This window comes from Fusicatenibacter sp., from assembly GCF_977045365.1.
The window spans coordinates 22,809-49,746 of record NZ_CDRRUH010000016.1 but is presented as its reverse complement, the minus strand read 5'-3'; the positions used below and the strand labels follow the sequence as shown (position 1 = coordinate 49,746).

24 protein-coding genes and 1 tRNA gene are annotated in these 26,938 nt (G+C 47.8%); 2 read left to right on the top strand and 23 right to left on the bottom strand.

Annotation, left to right across the window (positions count from 1 at the left end):
• From ACY2VW_RS05655 to ACY2VW_RS05555, 21 genes are all read right to left on the bottom strand, one after another.
• Nucleotides 1-227 (bottom strand): hypothetical protein (locus ACY2VW_RS05655; protein ID WP_461877366.1); only part of this gene is annotated, 227 nt, incomplete at its 3' end.
• A gap of 79 nt (nt 228-306) precedes the next feature.
• Nucleotides 307-1,395 (bottom strand): hypothetical protein, encoded by a 1,089-nt coding sequence (locus ACY2VW_RS05650; RefSeq protein ID WP_461877365.1) that lies wholly within the window; start codon nt 1,393-1,395, stop codon nt 307-309.
• A 171-nt stretch (nt 1,396-1,566) separates the two neighbouring features.
• On the bottom strand, nt 1,567-2,511 hold the full coding sequence (locus ACY2VW_RS05645) for a CobW family GTP-binding protein (RefSeq protein WP_461877363.1): 945 nt from the start codon (nt 2,509-2,511) through the stop codon (nt 1,567-1,569).
• A gap of 32 nt (nt 2,512-2,543) precedes the next feature.
• Nucleotides 2,544-3,605, bottom strand: a complete 1,062-nt coding sequence (locus ACY2VW_RS05640; RefSeq protein WP_461877362.1) for an NAD(P)-dependent alcohol dehydrogenase — start codon at nt 3,603-3,605, stop codon at nt 2,544-2,546.
• Nucleotides 3,606-3,748: 143 nt separating this feature from the next.
• On the bottom strand, nt 3,749-4,435 hold the full coding sequence (deoC, locus tag ACY2VW_RS05635) for a deoxyribose-phosphate aldolase (RefSeq protein ID WP_461877361.1): 687 nt from the start codon (nt 4,433-4,435) through the stop codon (nt 3,749-3,751).
• On the bottom strand, nt 4,432-5,151 hold the full coding sequence (locus ACY2VW_RS05630; RefSeq protein ID WP_461874627.1) for a GntR family transcriptional regulator: 720 nt from the start codon (nt 5,149-5,151) through the stop codon (nt 4,432-4,434). Before ACY2VW_RS05630 ends, deoC begins: the two co-directional genes overlap by 4 nt.
• A 294-nt stretch (nt 5,152-5,445) precedes the next feature.
• Complete coding sequence (locus ACY2VW_RS05625) at nt 5,446-6,087, bottom strand: hypothetical protein (protein ID WP_461877360.1); 642 nt, start codon at nt 6,085-6,087, stop codon at nt 5,446-5,448.
• Between the two features lie 167 nt (nt 6,088-6,254).
• A complete protein-coding gene (locus ACY2VW_RS05620; RefSeq protein ID WP_117510092.1) occupies nt 6,255-7,610 on the bottom strand; it encodes a C40 family peptidase in 1,356 nt (451 codons plus the stop codon).
• A 197-nt stretch (nt 7,611-7,807) separates the two neighbouring features.
• Nucleotides 7,808-8,878 (bottom strand): BMP family lipoprotein, encoded by a 1,071-nt coding sequence (locus ACY2VW_RS05615; protein ID WP_461877359.1) that lies wholly within the window; start codon nt 8,876-8,878, stop codon nt 7,808-7,810.
• A 165-nt stretch (nt 8,879-9,043) separates the two neighbouring features.
• A complete protein-coding gene (locus ACY2VW_RS05610; protein WP_461877358.1) occupies nt 9,044-11,788 on the bottom strand; it encodes an N-acetylmuramoyl-L-alanine amidase family protein in 2,745 nt (914 codons plus the stop codon).
• A gap of 187 nt (nt 11,789-11,975) precedes the next feature.
• The gene (locus ACY2VW_RS05605) at nt 11,976-13,661 is read right to left on the bottom strand and encodes a formate--tetrahydrofolate ligase (protein WP_022461681.1); all 1,686 of its coding nucleotides are present in this window, start codon (nt 13,659-13,661) and stop codon (nt 11,976-11,978) included.
• A 227-nt stretch (nt 13,662-13,888) separates the two neighbouring features.
• The gene (locus ACY2VW_RS05600; RefSeq protein ID WP_461877357.1) at nt 13,889-15,655 is read right to left on the bottom strand and encodes a sulfatase-like hydrolase/transferase; all 1,767 of its coding nucleotides are present in this window, start codon (nt 15,653-15,655) and stop codon (nt 13,889-13,891) included.
• Between the two features lie 230 nt (nt 15,656-15,885).
• Nucleotides 15,886-16,509, bottom strand: coding sequence for a V-type ATP synthase subunit D (locus ACY2VW_RS05595; protein WP_022461683.1), 624 nt, complete (start codon nt 16,507-16,509; stop codon nt 15,886-15,888).
• Between the two features lie 20 nt (nt 16,510-16,529).
• On the bottom strand, nt 16,530-17,954 hold the full coding sequence (locus ACY2VW_RS05590; RefSeq protein WP_022461684.1) for a V-type ATP synthase subunit B: 1,425 nt from the start codon (nt 17,952-17,954) through the stop codon (nt 16,530-16,532).
• A gap of 14 nt (nt 17,955-17,968) precedes the next feature.
• Nucleotides 17,969-19,735 (bottom strand): V-type ATP synthase subunit A, encoded by a 1,767-nt coding sequence (locus ACY2VW_RS05585; protein ID WP_022461685.1) that lies wholly within the window; start codon nt 19,733-19,735, stop codon nt 17,969-17,971.
• The gene (locus tag ACY2VW_RS05580; protein ID WP_055220230.1) at nt 19,728-20,315 is read right to left on the bottom strand and encodes a V-type ATP synthase subunit E; all 588 of its coding nucleotides are present in this window, start codon (nt 20,313-20,315) and stop codon (nt 19,728-19,730) included. Before ACY2VW_RS05580 ends, ACY2VW_RS05585 begins: the two co-directional genes overlap by 8 nt.
• 23 nt (nt 20,316-20,338) lie before the next feature.
• Complete coding sequence (locus ACY2VW_RS05575; RefSeq protein WP_055220228.1) at nt 20,339-20,647, bottom strand: V-type ATP synthase subunit F; 309 nt, start codon at nt 20,645-20,647, stop codon at nt 20,339-20,341.
• Between the two features lie 50 nt (nt 20,648-20,697).
• Complete coding sequence (locus ACY2VW_RS05570; RefSeq protein ID WP_022461688.1) at nt 20,698-21,132, bottom strand: ATP synthase subunit C; 435 nt, start codon at nt 21,130-21,132, stop codon at nt 20,698-20,700.
• Between the two features lie 127 nt (nt 21,133-21,259).
• Entirely contained in the window at nt 21,260-23,206 is a 1,947-nt protein-coding gene (locus ACY2VW_RS05565; protein WP_319638368.1) for a V-type ATP synthase subunit I, read from the bottom strand.
• An 11-nt stretch (nt 23,207-23,217) separates the two neighbouring features.
• Nucleotides 23,218-24,258 (bottom strand): V0D/AC39 family V-type ATPase subunit, encoded by a 1,041-nt coding sequence (locus ACY2VW_RS05560; protein ID WP_022461690.1) that lies wholly within the window; start codon nt 24,256-24,258, stop codon nt 23,218-23,220.
• A gap of 4 nt (nt 24,259-24,262) precedes the next feature.
• Nucleotides 24,263-24,574: a hypothetical protein gene (locus tag ACY2VW_RS05555; RefSeq protein ID WP_022461691.1), complete on the bottom strand. Its 312-nt coding sequence runs from the start codon at nt 24,572-24,574 to the stop codon at nt 24,263-24,265.
• 453 nt (nt 24,575-25,027) lie between these two features.
• Between ACY2VW_RS05555 and trmB the strand changes: the two genes are divergently transcribed.
• Both trmB and ACY2VW_RS05545 read left to right on the top strand, forming a co-directional pair.
• Entirely contained in the window at nt 25,028-25,678 is a 651-nt protein-coding gene (gene trmB, locus ACY2VW_RS05550; RefSeq protein ID WP_022461692.1) for a tRNA (guanosine(46)-N7)-methyltransferase TrmB, read from the top strand.
• Nucleotides 25,679-25,739: 61 nt separating this feature from the next.
• Nucleotides 25,740-26,255 (top strand): L,D-transpeptidase family protein, encoded by a 516-nt coding sequence (locus ACY2VW_RS05545; RefSeq protein WP_156338171.1) that lies wholly within the window; start codon nt 25,740-25,742, stop codon nt 26,253-26,255.
• A gap of 194 nt (nt 26,256-26,449) precedes the next feature.
• Here the strand turns inward: ACY2VW_RS05545 and ACY2VW_RS05540 are convergent.
• Nucleotides 26,450-26,522: transfer RNA gene (locus ACY2VW_RS05540), tRNA-Lys, on the bottom strand.
• 210 nt (nt 26,523-26,732) lie between these two features.
• Nucleotides 26,733-26,882 (bottom strand): hypothetical protein, encoded by a 150-nt coding sequence (locus ACY2VW_RS05535; protein ID WP_156327623.1) that lies wholly within the window; start codon nt 26,880-26,882, stop codon nt 26,733-26,735.
• Nucleotides 26,883-26,938 lie beyond the last annotated feature (56 nt).

Below are 26,938 nucleotides of genomic sequence, written 5' to 3'. Positions count from 1 at the left end.
GTGCTGCAGAGCGCGAATTGCAAGGAACAGATTTGAAGGCGTACCGGGGTACGACGAAAATCTGTGACGCAGTAATTCACGCTCTGCGGTGCTGAATTTTTTGCATTATTTTCGGGGATTGCTATAAATGGAGATGACGGTGATTTTGTGGTGCAGGGGCAGCCTGTTTCAGAAAGAGAAAAGCTCCCATTTCGATAGATTTTCTCTTTCTGAAACAGGCTGTTCATGCATCACTCCGATGCGAAGTATCGGACAATCATGTGCCGTATCCGGCCAAGCTTTGTGTTGGGTTCCGTCAAAAAGAAATTATTTATTGCCATACACAGCAATAAAATGAATCAGTGCTTCCGTTTCCGAACTGGCATACTTTTTTGCAGAGGCTTCCAGAGGCTGCGAATGATATGTTTCAAAGGATTCGCCCTCTTTATCTCCAGATACGTAATGATCTATATTGATCTTCCACTTCCTCATTTCATCAAAATAAACCGTATTTGCAATTTCCGAACTCCAGTCCATATGCTCGATCAAATAATGTTCCATTCCATGATAACATTCTTCACAAATCGTTGTAAAAAATTCTTCTGCCGTCTGTGAGCTTAAATACCCTGGATCGTACCAGATTTCTTTCTGTTCGTTTGCGTTTGTATACAGCGCAATGCAATTCAATGACTCTATCTCTTTCATCCGCAGCGGAATTTCGGGAATTCCAAGCCGTTTTGTTTCAATCTGAATCATCCTCTGTGCATCACTTGTTCTTTCTTTCAGCGTTTTCTGACTCCACTCGCTCTCTTTTAAGCTCAGCAGAAATTCTTTATTTTCCCAAAAAATGGTCTCCTGATTCTGAACAAGGTTATAGTCCTTTTCTCGTTCGTAAAGTTCTGCCGCTCCGGACGGAGATTCAAACTTCTGATATAGTATCATACACGTCGGCACCATGCACACGCATACCGAAACAAACAGAAATGCGTTTATGTCACTTCTTTTTAATCTCCAGAATTTTTTCGGAGAATATTTTCGTTTTTTTCTATGTAAATCTCTTAAAACCGTAACAAGAAATATCCCATCCAGCACTGCAAGAAACAACACAATTTTCAGTGAATATTGGGCAAATAAAAACAGCATCAGTATGCTCGGCGGAAATGCATAGAATAAAACTTCATTTGCAGTTCCATCTGCGCAGTAGCTTCGAATGGGTGAGGCCAGCCACAAAATCAGGCACAGCGCATAGGCAAAAAGCATTGTCCCCGATGAAATATGGACGGAACATTCTGTAATATATACCTCAACCTGTTTCACATACATCACATACAAGATACAGATCGGATATAAAATCGAGCTTTTGCTCAACCAGTATGCCGCCGATTTTCTTTCCCGTCTTCTTTTCTGTTCCTCCATATCAGATCCCCCTGATTTTTCTTCTGTTTTATTTGGAATACTTGTATGTTTATTTTAGCGTAATTTTTCGTTTTTGCCTATCCTTCGTTTTTCAGTTGAATCTTTCTGTAAAAACCAAAATTGCGAAACCCTGTTTTGGCAGGACTCCGCAATCTCTTTTTCCTATTTACTTTATGATGCATGACGGGCAGCATATTTCATTTTCTGGTTTCCGGCGCATCTCTTAAAATACTGCAGGATCGCATCTTCGTTCATATCGTTTCCGATAAACACAGCCTGGCCGGCGTTTTTCTGTTCTGTGCCAGTGATGCTGTAGCGGTGATCGGCGACATCAAATTGGAGAAACTGGTCTCCGGCTGCGAACTGTCCTTTTGCACGGATGATATTTCCAAACGCTCCGCGAATGATCTGTTCCAGAAAACACCACAGGGTTTCCGGTGCCTCCATTCGGATATTTTCGAAGGAGAAGGTCTCCGGCATCTTTTCGCCGCTCTGCGTATCCTGTACTTCTTTCTCATACCGGCCGCCCAGCAGCAGGCTCTGGTAATCTTCCCGTGTCATCGTGGATGCATAATCCGTGATGATTTTTGCCTGCGGGTTAATTTCCTGCAGAAATTCCCGGATGCGCTGTTTTTCTTCCGCCTGGCATGCTTCTGTTTTGGAAACAATGATCGTATCCGCGCTTCGGATCTGATCCTGATACAGCTCGGGATATTCCGCCATATAGCGGCGGTAACTGTAAACATCCACAATAGTGACCGGCGAGAGAAGCTGAATTCTCTCGTACTCGATCTGACGCAGATTTTCTATAATCTGAGCAAGGCTTCCGACGCCTGTCGGTTCTACGATCAGGTATTCCGGGTCTACCACATTGGCAATGGTCAGCACGGATGCTGCAAAATCTTTTTTTCCGGTGCAGCAGATGCACTGCTCTGTCATTTCCCATACATTTTTCTGCGTTCCCTGCTGATTCTGGCCAAGACGTGCGCCGTCGATTCCTGCGGTTCCATATTCATTTTCCAGTATGGCAAACCGCTGATCGACGTTTCTGGCCAGCCGTTTGATAAATGTTGTTTTTCCCGCGCCCAAAAAGCCGGATACGATCAATATTTTCATACATTTCCTTTTTCAGTCAAATGGTCAAATCATCAGTCAGCAAATTTAACGACTGGTTTGATTAAATCCTTCGGTTTATCTCTCATCAGGAACAATGCTTCTTCCAGATGATCCCATCCATCAAACACATGCGTGGACAGCGGGCTGACATCCAGCTTGCCTGCCGAAACAAGAGCTCCCAGTTTTTCCATGCGGAGTCTTCCGCCAGGCATCAGGCCTCCGTTAATCTGTTTGTGACCCATTCCAACGCCCCACTCTACACGCGGAATATCAATGTTGTCACCGGATCCAAGATAGTTTACATTTCCGATCTTTCCACCCGGTTTCAGGCATTTTACTGCTTCTGCAAAGGTTTCTACACCACCGCCGGCGATGACTACTTTATCAACACCTTTTCCATCTGTCATATCGAGTACCTGCTGGAAAATCGGTCCGTTCTTGTAGCTGACAAAATCCGTTGCGCCGTATTTTTTTGCTGCTTCTACGCAGACCGGTCTCGTTCCGACAGCAATGATTCTCGATGCGCCGCGCATATTCGTTCCGGCTACCGACATCAGACCAACTGGTCCGATTCCGATGACAAGAACTGTATCACCAAACTGTACATCGGCAAGCTCTACGCCGTGGAATCCGGTCGGCACCATATCGGAAAGCATGCACGCGTCAACAACATTGATGTTTTTCGGAAGCAGCGCAAGGTTTCCATCGGCATCATTTACATGAAAGAATTCAGAAAAGACACCATCTTTGAAGTTGGAGAATTTCCAGCCTGCCAGCATTCCGCCGGAGTGCATAGAATAACCAGCCTGTGCTTCCAGAGAATTCCAGTCCGGAGTGATGGCCGGCACAAGAACCCGGTCTCCCGGTTTGAAATCTTTTACGAGCTCTCCGACTTCCACAACCTCTGCACAGCACTCATGGCCCAGAATCATGTTATGGCGGTCACCGATGGCTCCTTCCCATAAAGTGTGGACATCTGATGTGCAGATGGCAACTGCCAGCGGACGGCAAATGGCATCCATCGGCCCGCATTTCGGGCGTTCTTTCTCGATCCATCCGGATTCACCGATTTTCAGCATTGCATAACCTTTCATATCTTTTGCTCTCCTTTCAGATTGTTAATGATTTATCGATTCCTATGGTTCGAATATATCACTAATAGGTTACTAATTCAACAGAAAAGTCACGGAATACTGTAGAATATTCCGTGACTTTTTTATAGCTTTTGCACAATAGATTACTTATAGATACTTTTTATCACATTCTGTACCGACCGCATTCCCATACCAAAACGGCTGCAGCCGGCTTTCTGCATTTCCCGTATAGTTTCCAGACTGCGGATTCCACCGGCGGCCTTGATCTGAATGCGGCCGGCGGCTTCACGGCTCATGATTCGAACCTGCTCCACGGTGGAAGGACAGCCGGGATACCATCCGGTGCTCGTCTTTACATAATCCGCACGGCCTTTCACACACAGGTCCACTGCCTGGCAGATTTCCTGCTCCGTCAGCTGCGGCGCCTCGATGATCACCTTAAAAATCGCCGAAGGCACCTGCTCCCGGATGGCCAGAAGTTCTTCTTTTACATAAGAAAATTCGTGGCTTCTGAATGCCGTAAGATTCATCACCATGTCGATTTCCCGGCAGCCAGCCTCCCACAGTTCTTTTGCCTGCCGCTTCTTCTGTCCGATCGTATCTCCGCCGCCCGGAAAGCTTACCACACCTCCCGCATGAATTTCCCTGGTATCCTGCAGCCGCTCTGCCACATGGGCACTGAACGCCGGCAGGGTAAACACAGCAGCCAGACGATATTTCTTTGCCAGCTCCACCATCGCATCAATTTCATCCATGGTATGAAATGCCTGTACACAGCTGATATCAATCTGCCGCATCAGTTTCTTCTGTTCTTCTGTCTCATCGCTCATTTACTCCGTCCTTTTCCCGAAATCTCCACCTCGTACTTGCTTCCGATGATCCGCACATGATCAATGCTCACCGGCCGGTTCTGCCAGTAGGTGACTCTGTGCACCACAAGAAGCGCATCCTTCGGCTCCGTTTTCAGAACCTGGGCTTCCATAAAGGTCGCGGATTTCGCTGAAATTCTGTCTCGTGTCTCATCAATCTGCAAGCCGAATTTCTCCTCCAGAAACTGATACAGCGCTACAAACTGATTCTCATACGCCTCGATGCCAGGGACTTTCGCATATTCGATATAATTTTCCATCAGCGTAACAGGCTCTTCATCCGCAAGCTGCAGCCGCTGAATTCTCGCCACGCTGGTTCCCTCCGGAATTTCCAGCTCATCGGCGAGCTGTTTGTCCGCCAAAATGATGTCGATCATCATATCTGACGTCGTTACCCGATATCCTTTTTTCATCAGGGATTCCGTGACCGATGTGACCTTGTTATAATTCTGAATTGCCTTATGATTCAGCACCCTCGTTCCAGAACCCTGGCGAACCTCAACCAGTCCCTCCTGCACCAGCATCTTTACTGCATTCCGTACCGTAGTACGGCTGACCTGATAGATTTTCTCCAGTTCACACTCCTTCGGCAGAAATCCCCCGACAGGATATGTTCCCTTATTGATCTCGTTTTTCAGTCTGCTGTAAACCTTCACATAAGCCGGTGCATTTTTCATCTTCTTCCCCTCCCGTGAAATATCAATATCCGCTTTTTGATCCTTTTTGCAGTATACCATATTTTGACGGCACAATCGAGTCCCAAAGAAGAGTTCCTGTTTTCTGCTTTGTCACCGACACATACTCTGCCAGACGCACAGAAAAAAGGCAGACGCATGTCATTTCTTTATGACTCACGTCTGCTCTGCATGAATCTTCTTTTTTCTGCTGTCTGCAAAATACTTCCATTCTCCAGAAGCAAATCGCTCTTTCTGCGGTGTAAATTTTTGTTACAAATTTTTTATTGTTCTTTTCTATTTTTTCGTATCAAACCGCGTCACCGCCATGTGCACCACGTACGGCACCAAGATGACCGGGATTGCCAGGTATGCCAGGATGCTGTACGCCTTCTGGATCAGCGTCAGCAGGCCAAACTGTGCGATAAGGAAATCCGCGATACAGCAGACAAGCGCGGCGAGAATCTGGGTGCGGGTAATTTTGCCTGGGGTTTCGGTATTTCCCCTTCTCTTGGCGAGGCCGTCGTGGATTCGTTTGACCATGGCGGCAACCATGTTGACAGCTGTGGATACGGCACCTAGGATGATCAGAACAGAAATCAGCGGTGTCATAAATTTACTGCCGACGCCCTGCTGAACCATAAAGAGCGTCGGGACGCTCTGCCGGCTCATTTCCGGATTCTGATATACGGTCATAATTCCGAGAACGACCATAATCATCATCAGTGCATTTAACACCGTGCCGAGAGCCATACTTTTTCCGGCGTCCTCCGGCCTTTCAAAGGATTTCGCATGCTGGACAAAAACCGCGACATTGGCGAGCTGAAAGGTTCCGTACACGAACACTGCATACAACGCTTTCCCGAACGGGAGGTCTGCGGCTTTCATGGCAATCGCCGATGTCTCGTGTAAGCACAGACTCTGGCTCGTTTCCCGCAAAAAAGGCGCATTAACCTTCTTCTGGTCAATACGCCCTTGTATCTCCGATGTGCTTTAGTATAGCACAGTTTTAACGCAGATGCACCCGCTTTTCCGCAAAATACGAAAAAAGATCCCGGGATTTTTTATTTCCCGGGATCTGAAAATTCTTACTATGTAATTCTTTTTTAAACCACACGTCTTACCGCAAGAATCGTGGTATACGCTGCGTTGCTGCTGATCTTGATACCGTCGCGCTCATTGCTTGCGTGTACGATTGCACCGCCGCCGATGTAGATGGCTACGTGGCCGCTGTAGCAGATAATATCGCCCGGCTGAGCCTCTGCATAAGATACACCGCGTCCTACACCACGCAGTGCACTGGAGGAATGCGGAAGGTCGTATCCGAAGTGTGCGTAAACGCTCATGATAAAGCCGGAGCAGTCAGCTCCGTTGGTAAGGCTTGTGCCGCCCCATACGTACGGGTTGCCGATGAACTGGGTTGCATAGGATACGATGGCGCTTCCTGTTGCACTTCCGGTGCTGCTGGAGCTGCTGGAATCATCCGAGCTGCTGGTATCGCTGGACGAAGAATCATCGTAAGAGCTTCCTCCGTTAGACGGTGTTGTTGTCGTGGTGGAGCTTCCTGTGCTGGACGGTGTGTTGTCTGCCGTTGTTGTATTATTTGCAGCACTGCTTGCGGCTGCTTCTGCTGCTGCCTGTCTTGCTGCTTCTGCCTGGCGGGCTGCCTCGGCTGCTTCTGCTGCCTGACGGGCCTCTTCGGCTTTTCTTGCTGCCTCTTCGGCTGCAATCTCCTCCTGGATCTGCTGGATCTTTGCGTTCTGCTCTGCCAGTACTGCGTTGTACTGTGCAGCCATGTCGTTCAGGTCTGCGATCTGGTTTTCGTAGTCATCGGAAACGGCTTTTTTCTGCTCAAGCATTGCCTCAAGGGACTGCTGCTGTGCTTCCTGCTCTGCCTCACTAGCTTCGAGATCTGCTTTTTCATCTGCAAGCTGATTGCTGTAGTCTGTTACCTGCTGTACAAGATCCATGTACTCCTGCAGGCACTCTCTGTCGTATTTGTATAATTTCTGGGTGTACTCAGCCTGGTTGAGAATGCTGCTTAAATCTTTTCCCTCCAGAAGAAGTGCTGCCCAGCCGTTGTCTCCGCCGCTCTCATAGAGGAACTGGATTCGTTTTTTCATCAGCTCGTACTGCTCGTCCTCTTCAGCCTGGGACTGTGCCAGTTTTTCCTGTGTTGTTTCAATTTCTGTCTGTTTCTCTGCAATTTCATTTTTCAGATTTTCCACGGATGCCATGGTTACGACAAGCTGTGCGTCCAGGTCATCAATCTCGCCGGTAATCTGATTCTTTTTGGTTTCCAGATCGTCGATTTCTGCTTTTGCGTTGTCAAGCTGTGCGCTGGTCTCTGCCTGTGCTGCCTGCTGCTGCTGTAACTGCTCCTGTTTCGAGGCGCTTACTGTCATTACCTGAGCTGCACTTACGATCACTGCTAAACTTAAGGCAAGAAATTTTTTTCTCATTCTTTCACTCCCAAATTGATTCGTTGTATGTAGGTTTCTTTGTTTCAGGTTTCCCTGTTTCTTAGAAATTCAATTATTCTGTAACAATTTTGAAATATTTTTCCCAATTCTTTTACATAATATCACAATTCACAAATGGATGCAAGGAAAAATATCCCGACTTTTTGTAAACAATTCGTGAACAGTAACGATACATGTTATTTTACCTTCTGTACACTCACACAACTCAATTTGTATTGATCCGGCGAGGAAAGCGCATCGCCGTCAGGGATTGAAAAGTCCTCTGCGGAGAATTTCGCACAGAGTGCCCGGTACTGATCCTCTGTAAAGTACGGCACCGCATCCTGATTCCATTCCAGACTGATTTCCTGATCGGTCACGCCGCGCGTTACAATTTTCCCGCCTTCAAAATCCTTTTGTTTCATTTCTTTTAACGCATTGTAAACTGCAGTTCCATAATCCAGACGTACTTTCAACACGGCATTGGCGTACTCCTCCACGCCGCCGTTTGCGATCAGTGCTCCGCCTGCCGCAGATGCTGCTGCGCCAAGTACATTCTGATACGATGCACCGTCCGAGAAGAGAATCTGTCCGCCCTCACCATACCAGCTTTTGATTTTTTCCAAATACGACGGTGATACGCTGCTGCTTTTCCGATACGTATAATCCAGCGTGATGCTGTTTTCTCCAAGTCCCAGATCCGCAGCGGCCGTCTCTGCACCGAGTGCATAACCTGTCCCGTACTTTGTTCCGTTCTCTTCGTTTTTCTGTCCGATATAGCCCAGGTGCGTGTAGCCGGCCTGTACTGCCGCATATCCTGCCAGGTAGCCGGCCTCTGATACATCAATTTCCAGGCTTTCTGTATTTCCGCGGAGACGGCTGCGGCCGCTCTCACTGACCGGTTCTGCCTCCAGCAGCAGAAAACGGACATCCTTCCAGTCGCGCTGTGCATCGTAAACGGCGCGGCTCATGCTCGTTCCGGCACAGACGATAACGGATGCTCCCTTCTGCGCCGCCTCTTTGATGGTGTTTTCATAGTCCTCTGTTGTCCGTCCTGCCGGAACACTTGCTTCATATTTCAGACCGCTCTCGTCTCCATACTGCGCAAGACCGTTCCATGCTGACTGATACACGGCATCGGAAGCTACCTCACTGCCGTCGGTTACCAGCACCAGATCCACTGGTTCCGTCTTTTCTTTTCCGCAGCCGCCCAGCAGCAGCAACGACACTGCGCCAAGACAGAGCGCCCATTTCCAGCTCTTTCGCATGTTTACTCCCCTTGTATTTTTATTTTCCAGATTTTTTCTTTTGTATTTCTGATCTGCGTCTTTCACGCACCTTCTAGTATAGACAATTCCAGCGCAAAAAGAAAGAGAGAATACACGAACTACAAAGTTTTTTTGTATTCTCTCTTATTTTTTATAGAAGATATTTTACTGGAACAGATCGTTCAGGATTTCTGCCGGTTTCTTCCTGCGGTAGCCTTCACTGTCACTTAAGATACTGCTGCTCCAGGTGAAATGATTCACACCGGTCAGATAGGACCGGTCAAGAACTTTTACACCATACCGCTCATACGCAACCGGATAATACATTTTCATGTATTCATTTGCCAGCTCAATAGCTTCACTGTTAATGCTTCCTGTTGAAGAAACGGTTCCGCCAAGCTGAATATACGGCGGTGTCGCATGAATGACAACCACGCTGCCGTCCGAGCACTGGCCAATGACAATCCAGACATGACCGCTCTTGCTGACCACATCACCCGGCGTAAATTTCTGGGATGTATCGCCTGTCACGCAGGTTCCCCAGCCTTTTCTTGCAAAGTAGGCCGGCATTCCAGTAGAGGTTGTCGTTGCATACTCTTTCGTCACCTGATGTGCGGTCCATCCAACGTAGCCGGAACAGTCAAGACCTTTTCCGTACTCATACAGATGATCGGAATAGTTGTAGGTGGAATTCTGTGTATTGAAGAATTGTTTCCACTGCGCATTGACGCCGTAACTCTCTGCCTCTGCGTCTGTGTGGCCGCCTCCCCAGATATACAGGGTGTTTCCAAGCGGAAGCAGTGCATTTTTCAGAAAGTTCCGTACGGTGCGGACACCGATCTGCGCGGACGGTTCAAATCCGTCCGGACTCTGTACCAGCTTGCCGTCCTCATCGAACACATACGTTTTTCCGTCGATCACCTGTTTTCCGGTTATCATGCCGCCCCAGTTTCGGAAATAGTATGTATTTCCGCCAATCGACTGCCAGCCGATTGCCATTTTCGAGTCAGATCCAAGGTAATAGAGGTTATTATCATAGGTAATAAACGCATTCTTGTACATGCCGCCCCAGCTTCTCGGATAATAATAGTTATAATCCCAGTATACCCAGCCGCTTGTCGCCATAACGCCGTTTTTGTCTACATAATAATAGTTTCCGTCGTACTGAAACAGCTCGTCATCTCTTCTGGTTCCATTGGCGTTGATCCAGTAATGCGTTCCGTCCAGAAGCAGCCAGCCCGTATGGCTTGTGCCGTCCTCATCGAAATAATACGTTTTTCCGCCGTTCTGCACCCAGCCGGTGGCAAATGTTCCATCTGAATTGGCATAGTATGTTTTACCGCCGATGGTAAATGTCTGATCATGGTACAGACCGCCCCAGCTCTGGAATGCGTATTTTGTTCCGCCGATGGTATGAATTCCGGTGTACATGCCGCCCCAGCTTCGGAAATAGTAGCGGTTTTTGTCGTAGGTGATCCATTCAGACGATGCCATCGTACCGTCTTCTTTCATCCAGTACCAGTTGTTGTCATATTTCACCCAGCCGGTCTGAAGCGACGTATCCTTGTTGATCCAGTAATACGTTCCGTTGGTCAGATACCAGCCCTCTTTTGTAATCTGCTCGCCGTCTTCCAGAAAATAGTATTTCTTTCCATTGATATCGCAGACACCTGTATAGAAGGTTCCGTCATCCTTTGCCCAGTATTTCTTTCCCTGCCAGGTAAAAGATTCGTTATGGTAAACGCCGCCCCAGCTTCGGAAATAATATCTTGTTCCGTCAACCTCTTTCATTCCGGTGTACATCACACCGTCACCGTCAAAATAGTATCGGTTGTTGTCATACGTGATCCATTCAGATGCAGCACGTGTGCCGTCCGCTTTCAGCCAGTACCATTTGCCTTCCAGCTTCAGCCAGCCGGTCTGAACAGAACCATCCTGATTGATCCAGTAAGTCTGATCTCCCAGCTGAACCCAGCCGGTCTGGCTGGCATGATAGATCGATCCGTCATTCTGCGCTATGTAGGTTTTCCCTTTTACGGTAAAGAAGGTGTTTCGATATACACCACCCCAGCTCCGGAAATAATACTCGTTTCCTCCGATGCTCTGGAAACCGTTTTTATAAATGCCGCCCCAGCTCTGGAAGTAATACAGATTATTGTTGATTTCTTTCCAGCCGGATGCCATCATGACACCATTATCATCAAACCAGTACCAGTTATCATCGTACAGCAGCCAGCCGGTCTGCAGGACGCCGTCTTCTCTTACCCAATAATATGATGTGCCTTTTTTCAGCCAGCCTTTTTGTGTGATCTGCGCTCCCGTAGTATCATCAAATGCGCAGAGATCACCATGTCCATTCATTGTTCTGACTATTCCACGGGCAACGATACCATTTTCCTGTACATAATACATTTTTCCGCTGATGCTGAGATACACATTTCTCTGAATGCCGCCCCAGCTCTGGAAATAATAAAGGTTTCCATCTACTTCCTGAAAACCATTTTTATAGATTGCTCCGTCTCCCTTGGCATAATAAAAATTATTATCGTATGTGAACCAGCTGTTTTCTGCCATGCGGCCGTTCCGGTCCGGATCCAGCCAGTACCAGTTTCCATTCCGGTAAAGCCATCCTGTTTTCAGCTGTCCGTTCTCATAAAAATACCAGCCGCTGTCGCCTGCCTTAACCCAGCCATTCTGACTGGCCCGCACAGCAGCACCGCTGTCCTGTGAAGCCTGTGTCTGCGTTTCACTCTGTATCCCGCTCTGCTGATCCTCTGTCTCCACAGACTGGTCCATCACCGTGCTGCTCCCCACAGCACTCGCGGAAACAGTCGTCGGATGTACGCTGAGCATCAGCACCATAAAAAGTGTACCGCCCAGAAGACTTCTCAATTTTTTCTTCGATGTCATTGGCAAGTAACTCCCTTACTATATTATATCTGCTTTTCTCTCCATGTTATCATTAGAAATTATATTATCTTTTGTAATATTTTGCAATAAAAACGTAAAAAAAGAGACATTCACGAAGGAATGTCTCTTTTTTTCTGTGTTTTATTTCACGCTTTATTCTGTCTTTTCAAGACAATATCCTGTGTTATTAGAACAATCCTGTAATCTTTCCAGTAGCGTCTACATCGATACGTTCTGCTGCCGGAACTTTCGGCAGACCTGGCATGGTCATGATGTCACCGGTCAGGGCTACGATGAAGCCTGCACCTGCGGAGATTTTCAGGTTACGTACGGTAACTTCGAATCCGGTCGGTGCGCCGAGTTTGGTCTGATCATCGGTCAGGCTGTACTGGGTTTTTGCCATACAGATCGGGCAGTTGCCAAATCCGAGAGCCTCTAACTGTTTTGCCTGTTTCTGTGCATTTGCGGTCAGGACAACTCTGCTTCCGCCGTAGATCTTCTGAACGATGGCGTTCAGTTTCTCTTCAATGGAGCCTTCCAGATCGTATGCATAGGTGAAATCGTTCGGCTGCTCGCAAAGACGGACAACTTCTTCTGCCAGGGCTACGCCGCCCTCGCCGCCTTTTGCCCATACCTCGGACAGAACAACGTTGACACCGAGCTCTTTGCATTTCTCCTCAACCAGCTTCAGCTCTGCTTCGGTATCGGTCGGGAATGCGTTGATGGCAACGACACATGGCAGTTTGTATACATTTGTGATGTTGCTTACGTGTTTCAGAAGGTTCGGCATACCTTTCTCCAGAGCTTCCAGGTTCTCGCCGTTCAGTTCTGCTTTCGGAACGCCGCCGTTGTATTTCAGGGCACGAACAGTTGCTACGACTACAACTGCATTCGGTTTCAGGCCTGCCATACGGCATTTGATGTCGAGGAATTTCTCAGCACCAAGGTCAGCACCGAAGCCTGCCTCTGTGATAGTGTAATCTGCTAATTTCAGGCACATTTTGGTTGCTGTTACAGAGTTGCAGCCGTGTGCGATGTTTGCGAATGGTCCGCCGTGAACGATAGCCGGAGTTCCTTCCAGAGTCTGTACCAGGTTTGGTTTCAGAGCATCTTTTAAGAGTGCTGCCATAGCGCCTTCTGCGTGCAGGTCACCTGCGGTTACCGGTTTCTGCTCGGATACTTTTCCGTAGGTATATCCGATGATGATCTTGGAAAGTCTTTCTTTCAGATCTGTGATGTCGCTTGCCAGACACAGAACTGCCATAACCTCAGATGCTACGGTGATGTCATAGCCGTCTTCTCTCGGCATTCCGTTTGTTCTTCCGCCAAGGCCGTCTACAACGCTTCGAAGCTGACGGTCATTCATATCTACGCATCGTTTCCAGGTGATCTTTCTCGGATCGATATTCAGAGCGTTTCCCTGGAAAATGTGGTTGTCGATCATAGCTGCCAGCAGGTTGTTTGCTGCACCGATTGCATGGAAGTCACCGGTGAAGTGAAGGTTGATATCTTCCATTGGAACAACCTGTGCGTATCCGCCGCCTGCTGCTCCGCCTTTTACACCAAAGACCGGTCCAAGAGATGGCTCGCGAAGTGCAACCATTGCTTTTTTACCGATTCTGGAAAGTCCGTCTACCAGACCTACAGAAGTTGTTGTTTTTCCTTCTCCTGCCGGTGTCGGGTTGATGGCTGTAACGAGGATCAGTTTTCCATCCTCCGCATTGGTGTCTTTTAACAGGTTGTAATCAATTTTTGCTTTGTACTTTCCGTACTGCTCCAGATATTTGTCATCAATACCTGCTTTTTCTGCGATCGCTGTGATCGGCTGCATGGTACATTCCTGTGCAATTTCAATGTCTGATTTGTAACCCATTGTTTTAAAATCCCCTTTCTTTTTTCCGCTTTGTCCGCCGATTGATAGCCATATTTTACCATGTTTTGTAAGATGATTCAATTGATAATTATTTATTTCACAATCTTTATACGTTTTGTACCAAAAAATGCAGAAAATTCCGCCAAAAGGCGGAGCGGCACAATTCTGCATTAAAAAAGAAGGATTCCCGGCTTTTTGCTGCCGAAAATCCTTCTCTTTTTTATTTTTTAAGAATACTGCGACTCATCCACCTCAAACGGTTCGTCGCACGGTCCTTCGAGGAGGCGGTAGCTGCCCTGTGTTGAGAAGTAATACCATTTTCCGTCGATCAGTTTCCATCCTTTTACGGCGTAGCCGTTTGCGTCAATGTAGTATCTCTGCTCGGTGTCGTTTGCATAGCGGTGCGGGTTCAGGGAAACCCATTCGCTTTTGGCCCAGCGGTCTTCGTCTTCGATGTAGAACTTCCAGCCCTCATCGGTTTTGGTCCAGATGGAGGTTACCTGCTCTTCCATTTTTTCGAAAAATTTGGATTTCTGGGAGAGATCATCATTGAGCTGGTCGAAGGTCAGCTTCTCTGCAAGCGTCTGTTCGCCTGAAAACAGGTTCGTTCCAAGACCGAGGCGGTCACCCTCAATGGTAGCTCCGAGACTTGCGATGGTGGTCGGGAACATGTCCATGGTGGTGAAACTTCTGTTTTTCTCCTGCTGCGGCTGGATCGGGGAGTTGATGATCACGTTGTATACGGTTCTGGTGTAGTCCGGATCAATGTTCTCACAGAAATCGGAATCCATCGTCAGATGGTCGCCAGAAATTACGATCGTTGTGTTCTCGTAGAAATCCTGCTGCTGAATCCAGGAAACGAACTCGGTGACCTGCTTGCTGGAGCAGTGCAGAACCATTCCGTACTGGTTGTCACCGTCGTTTTCTTCATCGCAGAGCTCACACGGATATCCATCCTCAAAATGGGTGTCTGCGGTCAGCATGGTGAAGTTGAACGGCTCTCCCTCTGCTGCGATTTCGGTCAGGCGGTCTTTGGCAAAGGAAAAGAGTTTTTCATCCTCATAGCCCCACCATTCGTAATATCCTTCCGGGATCAGGTCTTTTTCCATAGCCCAGTTGTAATCGTCTACTTCGTAGTCGCCGTGCTCTTTAAAGTACTCTTCCCGGCCGCCGAACTGTCCGATTGAACCGATGAAGAAATACTGCTTGTAGCCTTCATCCGCCAGGACATCACCCAGGGTATTGATTTCCGGGAAGAAGCTGGCCTGATATGCCATCTCATTTCGCTGGATTCCGATGCTGAGAGGCAGACCGGAGGTCTGTGCGAAAATTCCAGCAATGGTCCAGGTTGCGTTTACGGTAGGCTGGCCGCCGCCGAGCAGCTCCGAATTGGAAAAACTGATGTTGTCTGCGGCAAGCTGGGTCAGCTCCGGGATATAGTTTTTATCGAATGCTCCGCCGGAAGCTTTGTCTGCGTAGGTGCTCTCCATGGATTCCAGATAGAGATAGATCAGATTTCGTTTCTGTTCCGGGAACGTGATATTCACGCGGTCCGGATCTACGTAGTTGTCTTCTACCACGGTATTGTACGTGCTCTGATTTTTCAGATAATCTTTTACGTCCAGTGCTGCCCACACGTCATTGATGGAATAGACGATGCTGGCGGCTCCTGCCGCGATACAGATCATCCCGAACGCCACATGGGCTTTGCGTTTTTCCCGAAGAAAAATGCTGACCAGAATCAGAAGGATGAGTGCTGCCGCTGCGATCAGCGCACTTGAGCAGACATAACTCATCAGAAGATCATGGCTGGTTCCGGCAATCGGGGCCTTTAACTGGTAAACAAGCTCTTCCATGCTCAGATTCGGCCATGTTTTCCGCATCCAGCGCTCGGACGTAAACAGCAGCACGCCAAGCGTTCCGATCAACACTGCAAACACAGCCAGCAGAATGCGCCCTGCTTTTTTCGTTTTTTTCTGTTTCTTGTGTTTCATCTTTCTGCCTCCAAAAAGCATTACAGCTTACAAAATCTTAACTTTTTTTACAATCGCCTTACGTATTATAGCAAAGACCGTTTTAAAAAGATAGAAAATTTTTATAAAATTTTTGCACAAAAAGTACAGCCAAAAACATATTTTTTGCATGACACATAAAAACCCGCCCGGCACCGCAAATCTCTTCGCGGCCCAAGCGGGTTTTTCATCTCTATTCCGGGAAAGCCTTATCAGCTTGCCTTGTTCTTTCTCTGTTTGATGACCTTCAGTCGTGTGAACTCCTCGCGCTCCTTCTCCTCCAGTGCGTCCGCGATATCCTTGGATAACTGGGTGTAATGCGGAATCGTGATGTTCTTCAGCGCATTGGCGCGCTTCTGTGTTTTCTTGATTGCCGCAGCAAGACGGTATGCCGAGTTCTCAATCATGGAAAGGTTTAATGTCAGGTCTTTTACTTTTTCAAAGGCCTGTCTTGCCTGATCCAGGGACTCCTTCGTGCTGTAGTAAGCATACGTCGGAGCCTGTCCGGACGGATCAGCCTCTACCAGCGGAATTTCCACGCCCATGATACTCCTTGTCTTGATCCGGATAGATTCCTCCACCGGAACGGTATAGGACACGGTCTGTACGTTGGTGATACCGATCTCCATGTTCGCAATCTGCAGCGCCGCATATGCTTCGCGGAATGTCACATCAATCTGACGCTGAATATCTTTTGCCTCATCGATCAGGCCCATGAGCTCGCGGATCAGAATATTCCGCTTCTTGTCCATCAGCTCGTAACCCATGTGGGCAAGTTTCAGAGAGTTCTTTGCAAGAATCAGGTTTCCCTTGGTAGGAAAGGTATTCGGGTCCATTCCGATCTCACTCCTCTCGCTTACTCATTCATCGCATCGGCTTCTGCCTTTGCTTTTGCTACTGCATCAATGGTGGTCGGATGATAATACTGATCCAGAACCTTGGTGTTGACACGGTCGAGCTCTTCTCTCGGAAGCAGTCCAAGAAGCTCCCATGCCTTGTTCAGCGTATCTTCCATGGAACGGTTTTCATCCATTCCCTGGCCGATGAATTCATGCTCGAATTCATTACCGAATACCAGGTACTGTTTATCGATCGGAGAAAGCTCATCCTCACCGATAACGGATGCCAGGGAACGCGCATCTCCTACCTTTGCATAGCAGGAGAACAGCTGGTTCGCTACGTCCTGATGATCCGCTCTTGTGTAGCCCTCACCGATACCGTCCTTCATCAGACGGGAAAGACTCGGCAGTACGCTGATTGGCGGGTAAATAGACTGGCCGTGAAGCTGACGGTCCAGTACGATCTGACCCTCGGTGATGTAACCGGTCAGGTCAGGGATCGGGTGCGTGATATCATCGTTTGGCATGGTCAGGATCGGAATCTGTGTTACGGATCCCTCTACGCCCTGTACGATTCCGGCGCGCTCATACAGCGTAGCCAGCTCACTGTACAGGTATCCAGGATAACCTTTACGGGAAGGAATCTCTCCACGGGAGGAGGAAACCTCACGCATAGCCTCGCAGAAGGATGTGATATCGGTCAGGATAACCAGGATATGCATGCCTTTCTCGAATGCAAGGTACTCGGCAGCTGTCAGTGCTACCTTCGGGGTGATCAGACGCTCTACAACCGGGTCATTTGCCAGGTTCAGGAACATAACAACGTGGTCAGATACACCGCTTTCCTCAAAGGTCCGGCGGAAGAACTCTGCTACGTCGTATTTAACACCCATAGCGGCAAATACGATTGCAAACTTCTCATCAGAATCTCCAAGGGATGCCTGCTGTACGATCTGTGCTGCCAGCTGGTCGTGCGGAAGTCCGTTTCCGGAGAAGATTGGCAGCTTCTGGCCACGAATTAGGGTGGTCAGACCGTCGATTGCAGAAATACCGGTATGGATATAGTTTCTTGGGTATTTACGGGTAACCGGGTTCAGCGGCAGGCCGTTGACGTTTCTTCTTACCTCTGCGTCAATCGGTCCCATGCGGTCGATCGGTTTTCCGATACCGTCGAAGGTACGTCCCAGGATTTCCTCGGAAAGTCCGATCTCCATCGGATGTCCGGTCAGACGGGTATGGGTATTGGTAAGAGACATGCTCGAAGTTCCCTCAAATACCTGAATAACGGCTTTATCTTCGTATACAGCAACGATACGTCCCAGTTTTTTCTCATTGCCGTCTACGGTAAATTCTACGATTTCCTCGTAGGAAGCATTTTTTACACCTTCCAGAACAACCAGAGGGCCATTGACCTCACTAAGGCCTAAATATTCAATTGCCATGATGAATTCCCTCCTTAACCATTCTTCTCGAGTACCTTATCGTAGAAGGTGTCGATATCTTTTTTGTATGTGTCAAACAGATCCAGACGGTCATTCGGTACATCGTATTTAATAGAAACGACGCGGTCGAAGATCTTGTCCTCTTTCAGTACGGACATTGGCATGCCCATCGTCACGAGCGCTTTGGATTTCTTGTACAGATAAAGAATAACTTCCATCATCTTGTACTGTTTTTCCAAGGATACGCAGGTGTCATCTGGATGGAATGCGTTCTGCTGCAGGAAGCCCAGTCGAATAACTCTGGCGATTTCCAGGGTCAGCTTCTGGTCATCCGGAAGAACATCGCTACCGATCAGTTTTACAATTTCCATCAGGGAGCTCTCGGAGTTCAGGATTCCCATTAACTGGTTCCGCATATCTACAAAGTTTTTGTTTACGTGATCTTTGTACCACGGCGACAGATCCTGCAGGTATTCACTGTAGCTGGTCAGCCAGTGGATCGCCGGGAAATGACGGGCGTAAGCCAGAGATTTGTCCAGTCCCCAGAAGCAGCGGACGAAACGTTTGGTGTTCATGGTAACAGGCTCGGAGAAGTCACCACCCTGCGGAGATACAGCTCCGATGATGGATACGCTTCCCTCTGCTCCGCAAAGGGTCTGCATCATGCCGGCACGCTCATAGAAAGCGGACAGACGGGATGCCAGATATGCCGGGAAACCTTCCTCGGCAGGCATTTCCTCCAGACGGCCGGACAGCTCACGGAGTGCCTCTGCCCAACGGGATGTGGAGTCTGCCATGATTGCTACATCATAGCCCATATCGCGGTAATACTCAGCCAGTGTCAGTCCGGAATACAGAGATGCCTCACGGGCTGCAACAGGCATGTTGGATGTGTTGGCGATCAGGGTGGTACGGTCCATTAGCGGGTTGCCGCTCTTCGGGTCGATCAGTTCCTGGAACTCCTCCAGAACCTGTGTCATCTCGTTTCCACGCTCTCCACATCCGATATAGATGATGATATCGGCATCAGACCATTTTGCGATCTGGTGCTGGGTCATGGTTTTTCCGGTACCGAATCCGCCAGGGATGGCTGCTGTGCCGCCTTTTGCGATCGGGAACATCGTATCCAGGATACGCTGTCCTGTGATCAGCGGAACGGATGCCGGATATCTTTTCAGGGTTGGACGCGGTACACGGATCGGCCATTTCTGTGCCAGTGTGATCTCTTTTTCGGTGCCGTCTTCCAGTTTCAGTTTTACAATCGGGTCAAGGATGGTGTACTTTCCGTCTTTGGCAGCCCAGATAACCGTGCCGTTGACATCCGGCGGAACCATCGATTTGTGTACGATGGAACGGGTCTCCTGTGTCTCTGCAATGATTGCGCCGCCCATCAGCTCTTCGCCTTCTGAAACAGTTACATGGACATCCCATTTTTTCTCTGTATCCAGAGAATCTACGGTAAGACCGCGGCTGATATATTTACCGGACTGCTTTGCAATCTCGGACAGCGGACGCTCAATACCGTCAAAAATGTTGTTCAGGATTCCAGGTCCCAGTGTAACAGAGAGGGCATCTCCGGATGCGGTAACTGTTTCGCCTGGTTTCAGTCCTGTGGTTTCCTCGAAAACCTGTACTGTAGTGGTATCCTTTGTCAGGGCAATAACCTCGCCGACCAGACGTTCTTTACCAACGTAAACCATCTCGGACATTTTAAATCCGGTGTTTCCTTTCAGATATACGACCGGACCGTTGATTCCATAGATAACTCCGGTTTTATTCATGCTCTACACCTCCGTGAAAGATGAAATTCTCCCGCTCTTCGTTCAGAAGGGTCTCGAAGGAATTATCGATCAGAATATTTTTCTCCGGAATGACCGCGCGCACGCCGCCAAGGAACGGCATGGCCGAAATGGTAAGGGTTACGGAGAGTTTCTGCTCCAGGGAAGCCTTATGAGCTTCGTCTGACGGATCCAGATATAAGGTCAGTTTGTCATTTCCGGCAAACGTAACGGCTTCGCGGATTTTGCGCTCCAGATACTCCTCATAGGATGGATCCTTTTTATAAGCGGTAAGTTTTTCACGAACTTCTTTAAACAGTTTTTCTTTTAATTCCAGATTTTTACGGGACAGCTTCCGTCTGATATGAAGCTGATCCGCAGACAGTGTCTTATTGACATCACGTTTTGCTTTCTCGGTCTCGGCAGCAACTTCTTCTTCTGCCTGACGTCTTGCGGTTGCTTTATGCTCCTCGAAGATCTTATCCAGAGCTTTCTGGTGATCGCCGATCACACGTTCTGCTTCACGGTTTGCACTGTCCAGGGAATGATTATAAAAATTCTGAAGTTTTTCCTCAGTAGTCAATGTGTGTCACCTCCAGGGCATTCTTACAGTTTTAATCCAATAGATTCATTTACAAAGGAAGTGATAAAGTCCGGCGCTCTTCCGGTACCGTGACGGTCCGGAATTTCAATGAGCAGCGGAAGCTTATGGTTGAGGCGGACATCCTCCAGAATGTCCGGGAATTCCTTCCCGAACTTTTCTGTAAGGAGAATAATTCCGATCTCTTTGTCTGCCAGTGTTTTCTGCAGTGTATCATAAAGCTCCTCGCGCTCATGAACGACAACGCCTTCCACTCCGGCCAGGCGCATGCCCGTCTGAGTGTCTACGTTATCACTGATCAAGAACATTTTCATTTATGATTCCTCCAACTTAAGGTGAAGATCAATACCTTCCGGTTTTGGAATCAAAGTTTACCAAGAATCATGAAGGAGATGATCAGACCATACAGAGCGATACCTTCGGCCATAGCTACGAAGATCATGGATTTACCAAAGATGCTGCCGTCTTCGCTGATTGCTCCAAGAGCTGCGCTTGCGGAAGATGCAACGGCGATACCGGAACCAATACCGGAAAGACCTGTAACAAGAGCTGCACCGATGTAACCAAGACCGGTTGCAAGACCAGCGCCTGCTTCTGTTGCAGCAGATGCAGTTGTTGCGCCTGCGAAGGAAACAACGGTTGCGATCAGCAGAAGGCCGAAGAAGCCGCTTACATTGGCTGCCAGAGATTTTTTGTAACGATTTTTGTTGTGCTCACCTTTGAAGTAATAAGTCATAGGAACAACGATGGTTAATACCATTGCGATTGCAGTAAGTACCTGTACAAATGCTGAGTTCATAATAGTTTTCCTCCTGAAGTTAATTCATTAAATTTACTCTTTGCTGCGATCCGGAGCCATTTTCACTTTTTCCCGATACAGCTTCCCGCCATATTCGCTTCCATTTTGCATGGCTCTGAATCCTCTTTTATTTCTCGCCTTTTTTCAAAAACGGAACAAACGGTTTTCCATCTCCTTCATAGAACCGGCTGAACATCTCGTAATACTCCAGACGCAGTACCTGGATCGCTACCAGCAGTGCCTCAAGGCAGGCAACGAAGACATTTCCGAGAACAATAACCGGCCAGCTGATGCTGCCGCCGCCTGTTGCTCCGCCGAGCATCAGGACAACCTCCATCATAGCCGCATGGCTGACTGCATATGCGCCGACACGGACAAAGGAAATTGTGTTGGAGAAGTAGCTCAAAAGCACATCGAAGAGTTCGAAGAATGCCTGTACAAAGAACATTCCCTTTCCGGTCTCCGGAAATGCATTGCCCTTCTTCTCTACCATACGCTCCAGTGGCTCTTTTAAGAAGATCGCAAGAAGCGGAATACCGAACATGACTACCATCACGCCGACAGCCGGAGCTTTATGGCCGCTGAACAGGAGAACGAGTGTAACGGCAAGGGCTCCGTAGAAAATGAAGCCTGCCAGGGAGTTCTGGCTGAACAGAAGCTCGCCGAGCTTATGGTTTCTTGCTGCATTGATCATATGCAGAACCATTCCTGTCAGAATCATGAACATACCAAATGCAACCGCTGCGACAAATACGGTGTTCATCGAACCGATGAACGGAAGCGTTGTCATCGCTTCCTTCGGATGCAGCCAGAGGGCCGGTATGACATTCTCAAATCCGAAGAAGCTGCCGAACAAGAATCCGAAGATCACAGAGAATACCGCGCAGGTACTCATGATCGCTGCCAGATCCATCTTCTTGTAGTGGTACAGCAGTGCGCCGCCAATCAGCAGACACAGTCCCTGCCCTACATCGGCAAACATGATTCCGAAAATAAATGCATAGGTAAGTCCTACGATAATCGTAGGGTCAATTTCATTGTAATTTGGCAGTCCGTACATCTTCACGTACATCTCAAACGGACGGAAGATTTTCGGATTTTTCAGCTTTGTCGGCGGCTGACGCAGAACGTTGTTTGCATCATCCTCGATAAAGCAGAAGAGATTTGTGTCGTTTTCGATGTCCTTCTGGAAGGAATCGGCATCTTTTTCCGACATCCAGCCGCACAGAATATAGAAGGTTTCCTTCTTGGATTTCGTGCAGGCTGCCAGGCGACGGACATCAAAGTTGCCGGAGAGCTGCTCTAACTGCTCTTTTGCTGCAACCAGATCCTCTGCGGAATCCGAAAGGCATTTTGCCAGTTTCCGTGAGCACTCGCTGAGTGCATCGTCTGTCTTTTTGATTTCTGCCTGAAGTGCTGCGTAAGCATCCTCCGGCGTTCCGCTGTACTCGTCCGGAACGTAGATTCTTTCGAAGTGCAGGGATGAGAATACGGCGTCCACTTTCGTGACCTGATCTCTTGGGCAGAAGTAAATGCCCCATACATACTGCTCATCGGAATGGCAGCGGTAGAATACCGTATCGCTGTTCTCATAGCAGTAGCTCTCAAATTTGTTGTAATACTCTTTTGTGATCTTTCCGAATCTGAATTTAATAAAGTGGAAATCCAGAATGGAGGAAAGATTGCAGTGCAGATCCTGGAACGGCTCGATTTTCTGTGCTTTTTCCATCAAGTCTTTCTTTTTTGCTTCCAGTTCTGTACGCTCCTGGTTCAACTGGCCAAGGGTGTGATCCAAACCATGGACACAGTTGATGGCATCTTCCAGGGAAAGTCTTTTCGTGGTGGTACGCTTCTCTTCCGGCAGAAGTGCTGTAAAATCTTCCGCCTGTTTTAAGGTCTCTTTGTATGGGTTGATCTGGATATACGGTGTGATATTCTGCATCGTAGACAGCTCCGTCAGAGCGTTTTCCAGATGTATCTCATATTTTGAGAGATAAGTGTTGACCACACGGTCAATGTCGGCTTTCGGCCCGGTGATGCTCAAAAATTTCATCTTGACAATCAATGAGTACACCTCCCCGTGTATTAAGTTTTTGCGATATGCTGCATTGCCTCGTCAGCGCTGATACGGTAACGTACGCACTCGAGTGCAATAATAAGCCGGTTTACCTCGTGCTCTTTGTGATAGAGGTATGAGTATATTGTGGCAACGGAATAAGGATCCTGTCTGGATTCACTGGAAAGTATGTGCTTCATAATGGCTGCATACATGGATTCCAGCGTATCGACCTTGAAGGAATCATACCGTTTCGCATAATAGGTTTGTTCCAGCAGCTGGGAAAATGCACTCATATTCTCGGCTTCTACCAGTGCCTTTACCACATCCTTTTTCAGCCGGTGATGAACCGGAATCAGCAGGGCGTAGATTTGTGCGCTGGTCATGTGATAATAGCGTTTGGAACGGTAGATCCACTGAAGGTTCAGCATGTCAAACTTGCTTCCCCATGCAGCGGTCAGCTCTTCCAGATCCCGCTTTGTCACTACTTTTGATCTGTCTTTCCACATCTGTGCAAAGTAATACAGATCCAGGGTCATCTCATAGTCGAACAGGGTCGGACGCTCGATATCCGCGAGCTGCGACAACGGGGCATAATATTCTGTCCCTTTCAGGTTCGCAATCAGTTCTTCGATCGTCCTGGAGGACGCCAGAAGATTGATGTCCAGCTGGGAATGCTTGTTAAAGAACTCGTCGAATATGGACAGGTTCAATACCACATCACGGTGATCAAACACCGTGTTCAGGCATTCTTTGATAACGGACACTTCGTATCGTTTAAAGTAGAGCGCAAGGAACTTTCTCTGCTCCACATTTGCAAAACGGTACAGCTTGGAAAAATCCCGGTATACCGTCAGGCGCAGCATTTTCTCGATCTGACCCCGGTGAAGGTCAGCTTCGTTGTAGCCCTCAAACAGATCCTCATAGCCTTTATGCTGCTTGAGGTAAGAAACTGCCTGCGGTACACTCTCCAGTTCCACGATTTCCCGAAAATTCTGGTCGTTTAAAAGATGGCTCTGCATGGCTCTTATCTTTGTGGTAAGGCCGCTGTAGGATAATAGACCGCTCATCGTTTCACTTCCTTATAATGTTTTCGTAAATCTGCGTGGACAGTGTTCCGTGATTCTGTTCGTAATAAGCGTCCAGTGAAGATAGAAGTTCGGCGGCAGAGTCCCGCTGCTTTTTCTGATCCGCATCTGTAGTAGAATGAAGTTTTGTTGTGATCTCTTCAATCCGCTTTGCCGTTTCCGCTTCCAGATCTGCATCGAATTTTGCAATCCGCTCTTCCTGCTGCTCGTCCTGGAGCTTCTTCTGATTCTCGGCAGCCTGCATAATCTTAGTAGCAGCCGTTTCGATCTCTGCAAGTTTGTTAATTACAGATTCCATAGCATCGCTTTCCCTCCTTATGATATTTGCATAACAATCAAACCTGGTCCACTGACCAACTTTGATATACAGGGCAAAAGTACAGGAGAAACTCCCGCATCTTTGCTGTTAGTATTCTACACCTTTTTTTCCAAAGTTGACATATTGAAATCGTAAAAAAAAGTGGGATTTCGATCGATTTTTTGATTAAAAATAGCCAATGGGTCATATTTTTTCTTCCAATATTAATAGCCAAAAGGCGGTCCCTCATATGATTTCGATATGGATCCAATTCGATTGTCATATTGCTGATAGGAAATGCTATGTGCAGGTTGATATTGTATACAGTATTTTGAAAACTCAGAAAATTTGAAAACGGGATTTTTCTGTTTTGCTTTTTCGGGAGCTATGATATACTGGATATGATTGGCTTTTATTCTAATATTTATCACTTAAGAAAGGAATTTTACGCATATGCGCCTTAGAAATATCAGAGGATCAAAAGATGTGATTGCTTCCTGTCCGTTCGTTGTGCAGGAGCCGGAGAGCTGCCGGGGACGGTGGGCTGAGGTTTTTGGAAATGAAAATCCGATTCATATTGAGGTTGGAATGGGAAAAGGACGCTTCCTGATGGATATGGCGGTTCTGCATCCGGAGATCAACTACATTGGTATTGAGATGTACGACAGCGTACTGCTCCGCGCGGTACAGAAACGTGAAAAATTAGAAACAGAACTTAAAAACCTGTTTTTCATCCGCATGGACGCGCGCCAGCTTCCGGAAGTATTCGCAGAAGGCGAAGTGGACCGCATTTACCTCAACTTCTCTGATCCGTGGCCGAAGGACCGCCATGCGAAGCGGAGACTGACGTCGCATGAGTTTCTTGCACGGTACGAGAAGATTTTAAAGAAGGACGGAACACTGGAATTCAAAACCGATAATAAAGATCTGTTTGACTTCTCTCTTGAGGAGATGAAAAATGCAGAGGGATGGGAACTCACTGCATTCACATACGATCTGCACCACGATGTGGTTCTCTCAGAAGGAAATGTAATGACGGAATATGAGGAGAAGTTTTCCTCAATCGGAAACCCGATCTGTAAGATGGAGGCACGGTTTCTGTAAAAAACATTTCTGCATGTAAGGGGGATTTGAAAATGAAAAGAAAAGTTCTGGCGGCACCAGTGTGACAGTGGCCATGGTAACGAAAGATGCGGACGGCACCTGGAACGAGGATCTTTGTACAAGCGGCTATGTCGGATACGGCGGTGTAGGCGAAACTACCGAATGGAACCGCAAAACACCGCGCGGACAGTTCAGCTTTACGTATGCCTTCGGCATTCTCCCGAATCCCGGAACGGAACTTTCCTATACCCAGGTGGATGATACGTATTACTGGGTCGATGATGTAAATTCCAGATACTACAATCAGTTCGTCACGACGAAGACAACACCGAAAGCCTGGAATTCCGCGGAGCACATCATCGAGATCAATCCGGCCTATCATTACGTTCTGTCCCTCGATTACAATCCAAACTGCACTCCGGGTGTCGGTTCTGCCATCTTCCTGCACTGCAGCACAAACCGGCCGACCGGCGGATGCATTTCTGTCCCGGAAGACCAGATGATCACGATTCTGAAAAATGTTCAGCCGGGCTGCCAGATCATTATTGATTCGGCGAACGGGCTGAAGAACTACTAAATTTTTTGCTCTGAAAGACAAAACCGGCAGCGGAAAGATCCATGTCAGAAAGGATCCCTCTGCTGCCGGTTTTTCTCATTTGGAGATGCTATGATGATAGGAAAAGTTGATACGTAGATTTTCGGTATTCCGCCCGTAAAACAAGAAAAACACCGTCCCCGCAGCTCTCAGGTCTGCAAAAACAGTGCTTTCGATGCGCCTTCAGGGACTCGAACCCTGGACAAATAGATTAAGAGTCTACTGCTCTACCAACTGAGCTAAAGGCGCTTACTTTTGTTTTTCTGTGTTTCATTGGATGATCCACTCGCTGAACACAAATAAGATTATAAAGGATTCTGCCGAAAAAAGCAACCTTTTTTTCACTGTTTCTTTACTTTTGTTAAAAACAGCGAAAACAGGTCTTATAATTCTATTAAATTTCACAATTTTTTCGTATATTTCCGTTTGTTTCGACGACGGCTCCAATGGCAGCCGAACCTACTTCCGTTTCTTATCTTTCTTTTTCAAAAGCTTCTCCAGCTCCTGCATGGATTTCTGGATTTTATAAAGACAGCCGCTGCCGGCATATTTATTCTGATAGCAGAAATCCTGGAGTTTCTGCTGAAGGAAACCTGATTTTCTGATCAAACTTCTTCTCCGCTTTCCGGCGTACCGGACACGGGCACCGGAAAAGTTCTTTTTCT

What these genes read in the sequence shown, in the direction of transcription:
- ACY2VW_RS05650 (WP_461877365.1), bottom strand. Translation starts at nt 1,395, where the DNA reads ATGGAGGAACAGAAAAGAAGACGGGAAAGAAAATCGGCGGCATACTGG.
- ACY2VW_RS05645 (WP_461877363.1), bottom strand. Translation starts at nt 2,511, where the DNA reads ATGAAAATATTGATCGTATCCGGCTTTTTGGGCGCGGGAAAAACAACA.
- ACY2VW_RS05640 (WP_461877362.1), bottom strand. Translation starts at nt 3,605, where the DNA reads ATGAAAGGTTATGCAATGCTGAAAATCGGTGAATCCGGATGGATCGAG.
- deoC (WP_461877361.1), bottom strand. Translation starts at nt 4,435, where the DNA reads ATGAGCGATGAGACAGAAGAACAGAAGAAACTGATGCGGCAGATTGAT.
- ACY2VW_RS05630 (WP_461874627.1), bottom strand. Translation starts at nt 5,151, where the DNA reads ATGAAAAATGCACCGGCTTATGTGAAGGTTTACAGCAGACTGAAAAAC.
- ACY2VW_RS05620 (WP_117510092.1), bottom strand. Translation starts at nt 7,610, where the DNA reads ATGAGAAAAAAATTTCTTGCCTTAAGTTTAGCAGTGATCGTAAGTGCA.
- ACY2VW_RS05615 (WP_461877359.1), bottom strand. Translation starts at nt 8,878, where the DNA reads ATGCGAAAGAGCTGGAAATGGGCGCTCTGTCTTGGCGCAGTGTCGTTG.
- ACY2VW_RS05610 (WP_461877358.1), bottom strand. Translation starts at nt 11,788, where the DNA reads ATGACATCGAAGAAAAAATTGAGAAGTCTTCTGGGCGGTACACTTTTT.
- ACY2VW_RS05605 (WP_022461681.1), bottom strand. Translation starts at nt 13,661, where the DNA reads ATGGGTTACAAATCAGACATTGAAATTGCACAGGAATGTACCATGCAG.
- ACY2VW_RS05600 (WP_461877357.1), bottom strand. Translation starts at nt 15,655, where the DNA reads ATGAAACACAAGAAACAGAAAAAAACGAAAAAAGCAGGGCGCATTCTG.
- ACY2VW_RS05595 (WP_022461683.1), bottom strand. Translation starts at nt 16,509, where the DNA reads ATGGACCCGAATACCTTTCCTACCAAGGGAAACCTGATTCTTGCAAAG.
- ACY2VW_RS05590 (WP_022461684.1), bottom strand. Translation starts at nt 17,954, where the DNA reads ATGGCAATTGAATATTTAGGCCTTAGTGAGGTCAATGGCCCTCTGGTT.
- ACY2VW_RS05585 (WP_022461685.1), bottom strand. Translation starts at nt 19,735, where the DNA reads ATGAATAAAACCGGAGTTATCTATGGAATCAACGGTCCGGTCGTATAT.
- ACY2VW_RS05575 (WP_055220228.1), bottom strand. Translation starts at nt 20,647, where the DNA reads ATGAAAATGTTCTTGATCAGTGATAACGTAGACACTCAGACGGGCATG.
- ACY2VW_RS05570 (WP_022461688.1), bottom strand. Translation starts at nt 21,132, where the DNA reads ATGAACTCAGCATTTGTACAGGTACTTACTGCAATCGCAATGGTATTA.
- ACY2VW_RS05560 (WP_022461690.1), bottom strand. Translation starts at nt 24,258, where the DNA reads ATGAGCGGTCTATTATCCTACAGCGGCCTTACCACAAAGATAAGAGCC.
- ACY2VW_RS05555 (WP_022461691.1), bottom strand. Translation starts at nt 24,574, where the DNA reads ATGGAATCTGTAATTAACAAACTTGCAGAGATCGAAACGGCTGCTACT.
- trmB (WP_022461692.1), top strand. Translation starts at nt 25,028, where the DNA reads ATGCGCCTTAGAAATATCAGAGGATCAAAAGATGTGATTGCTTCCTGT.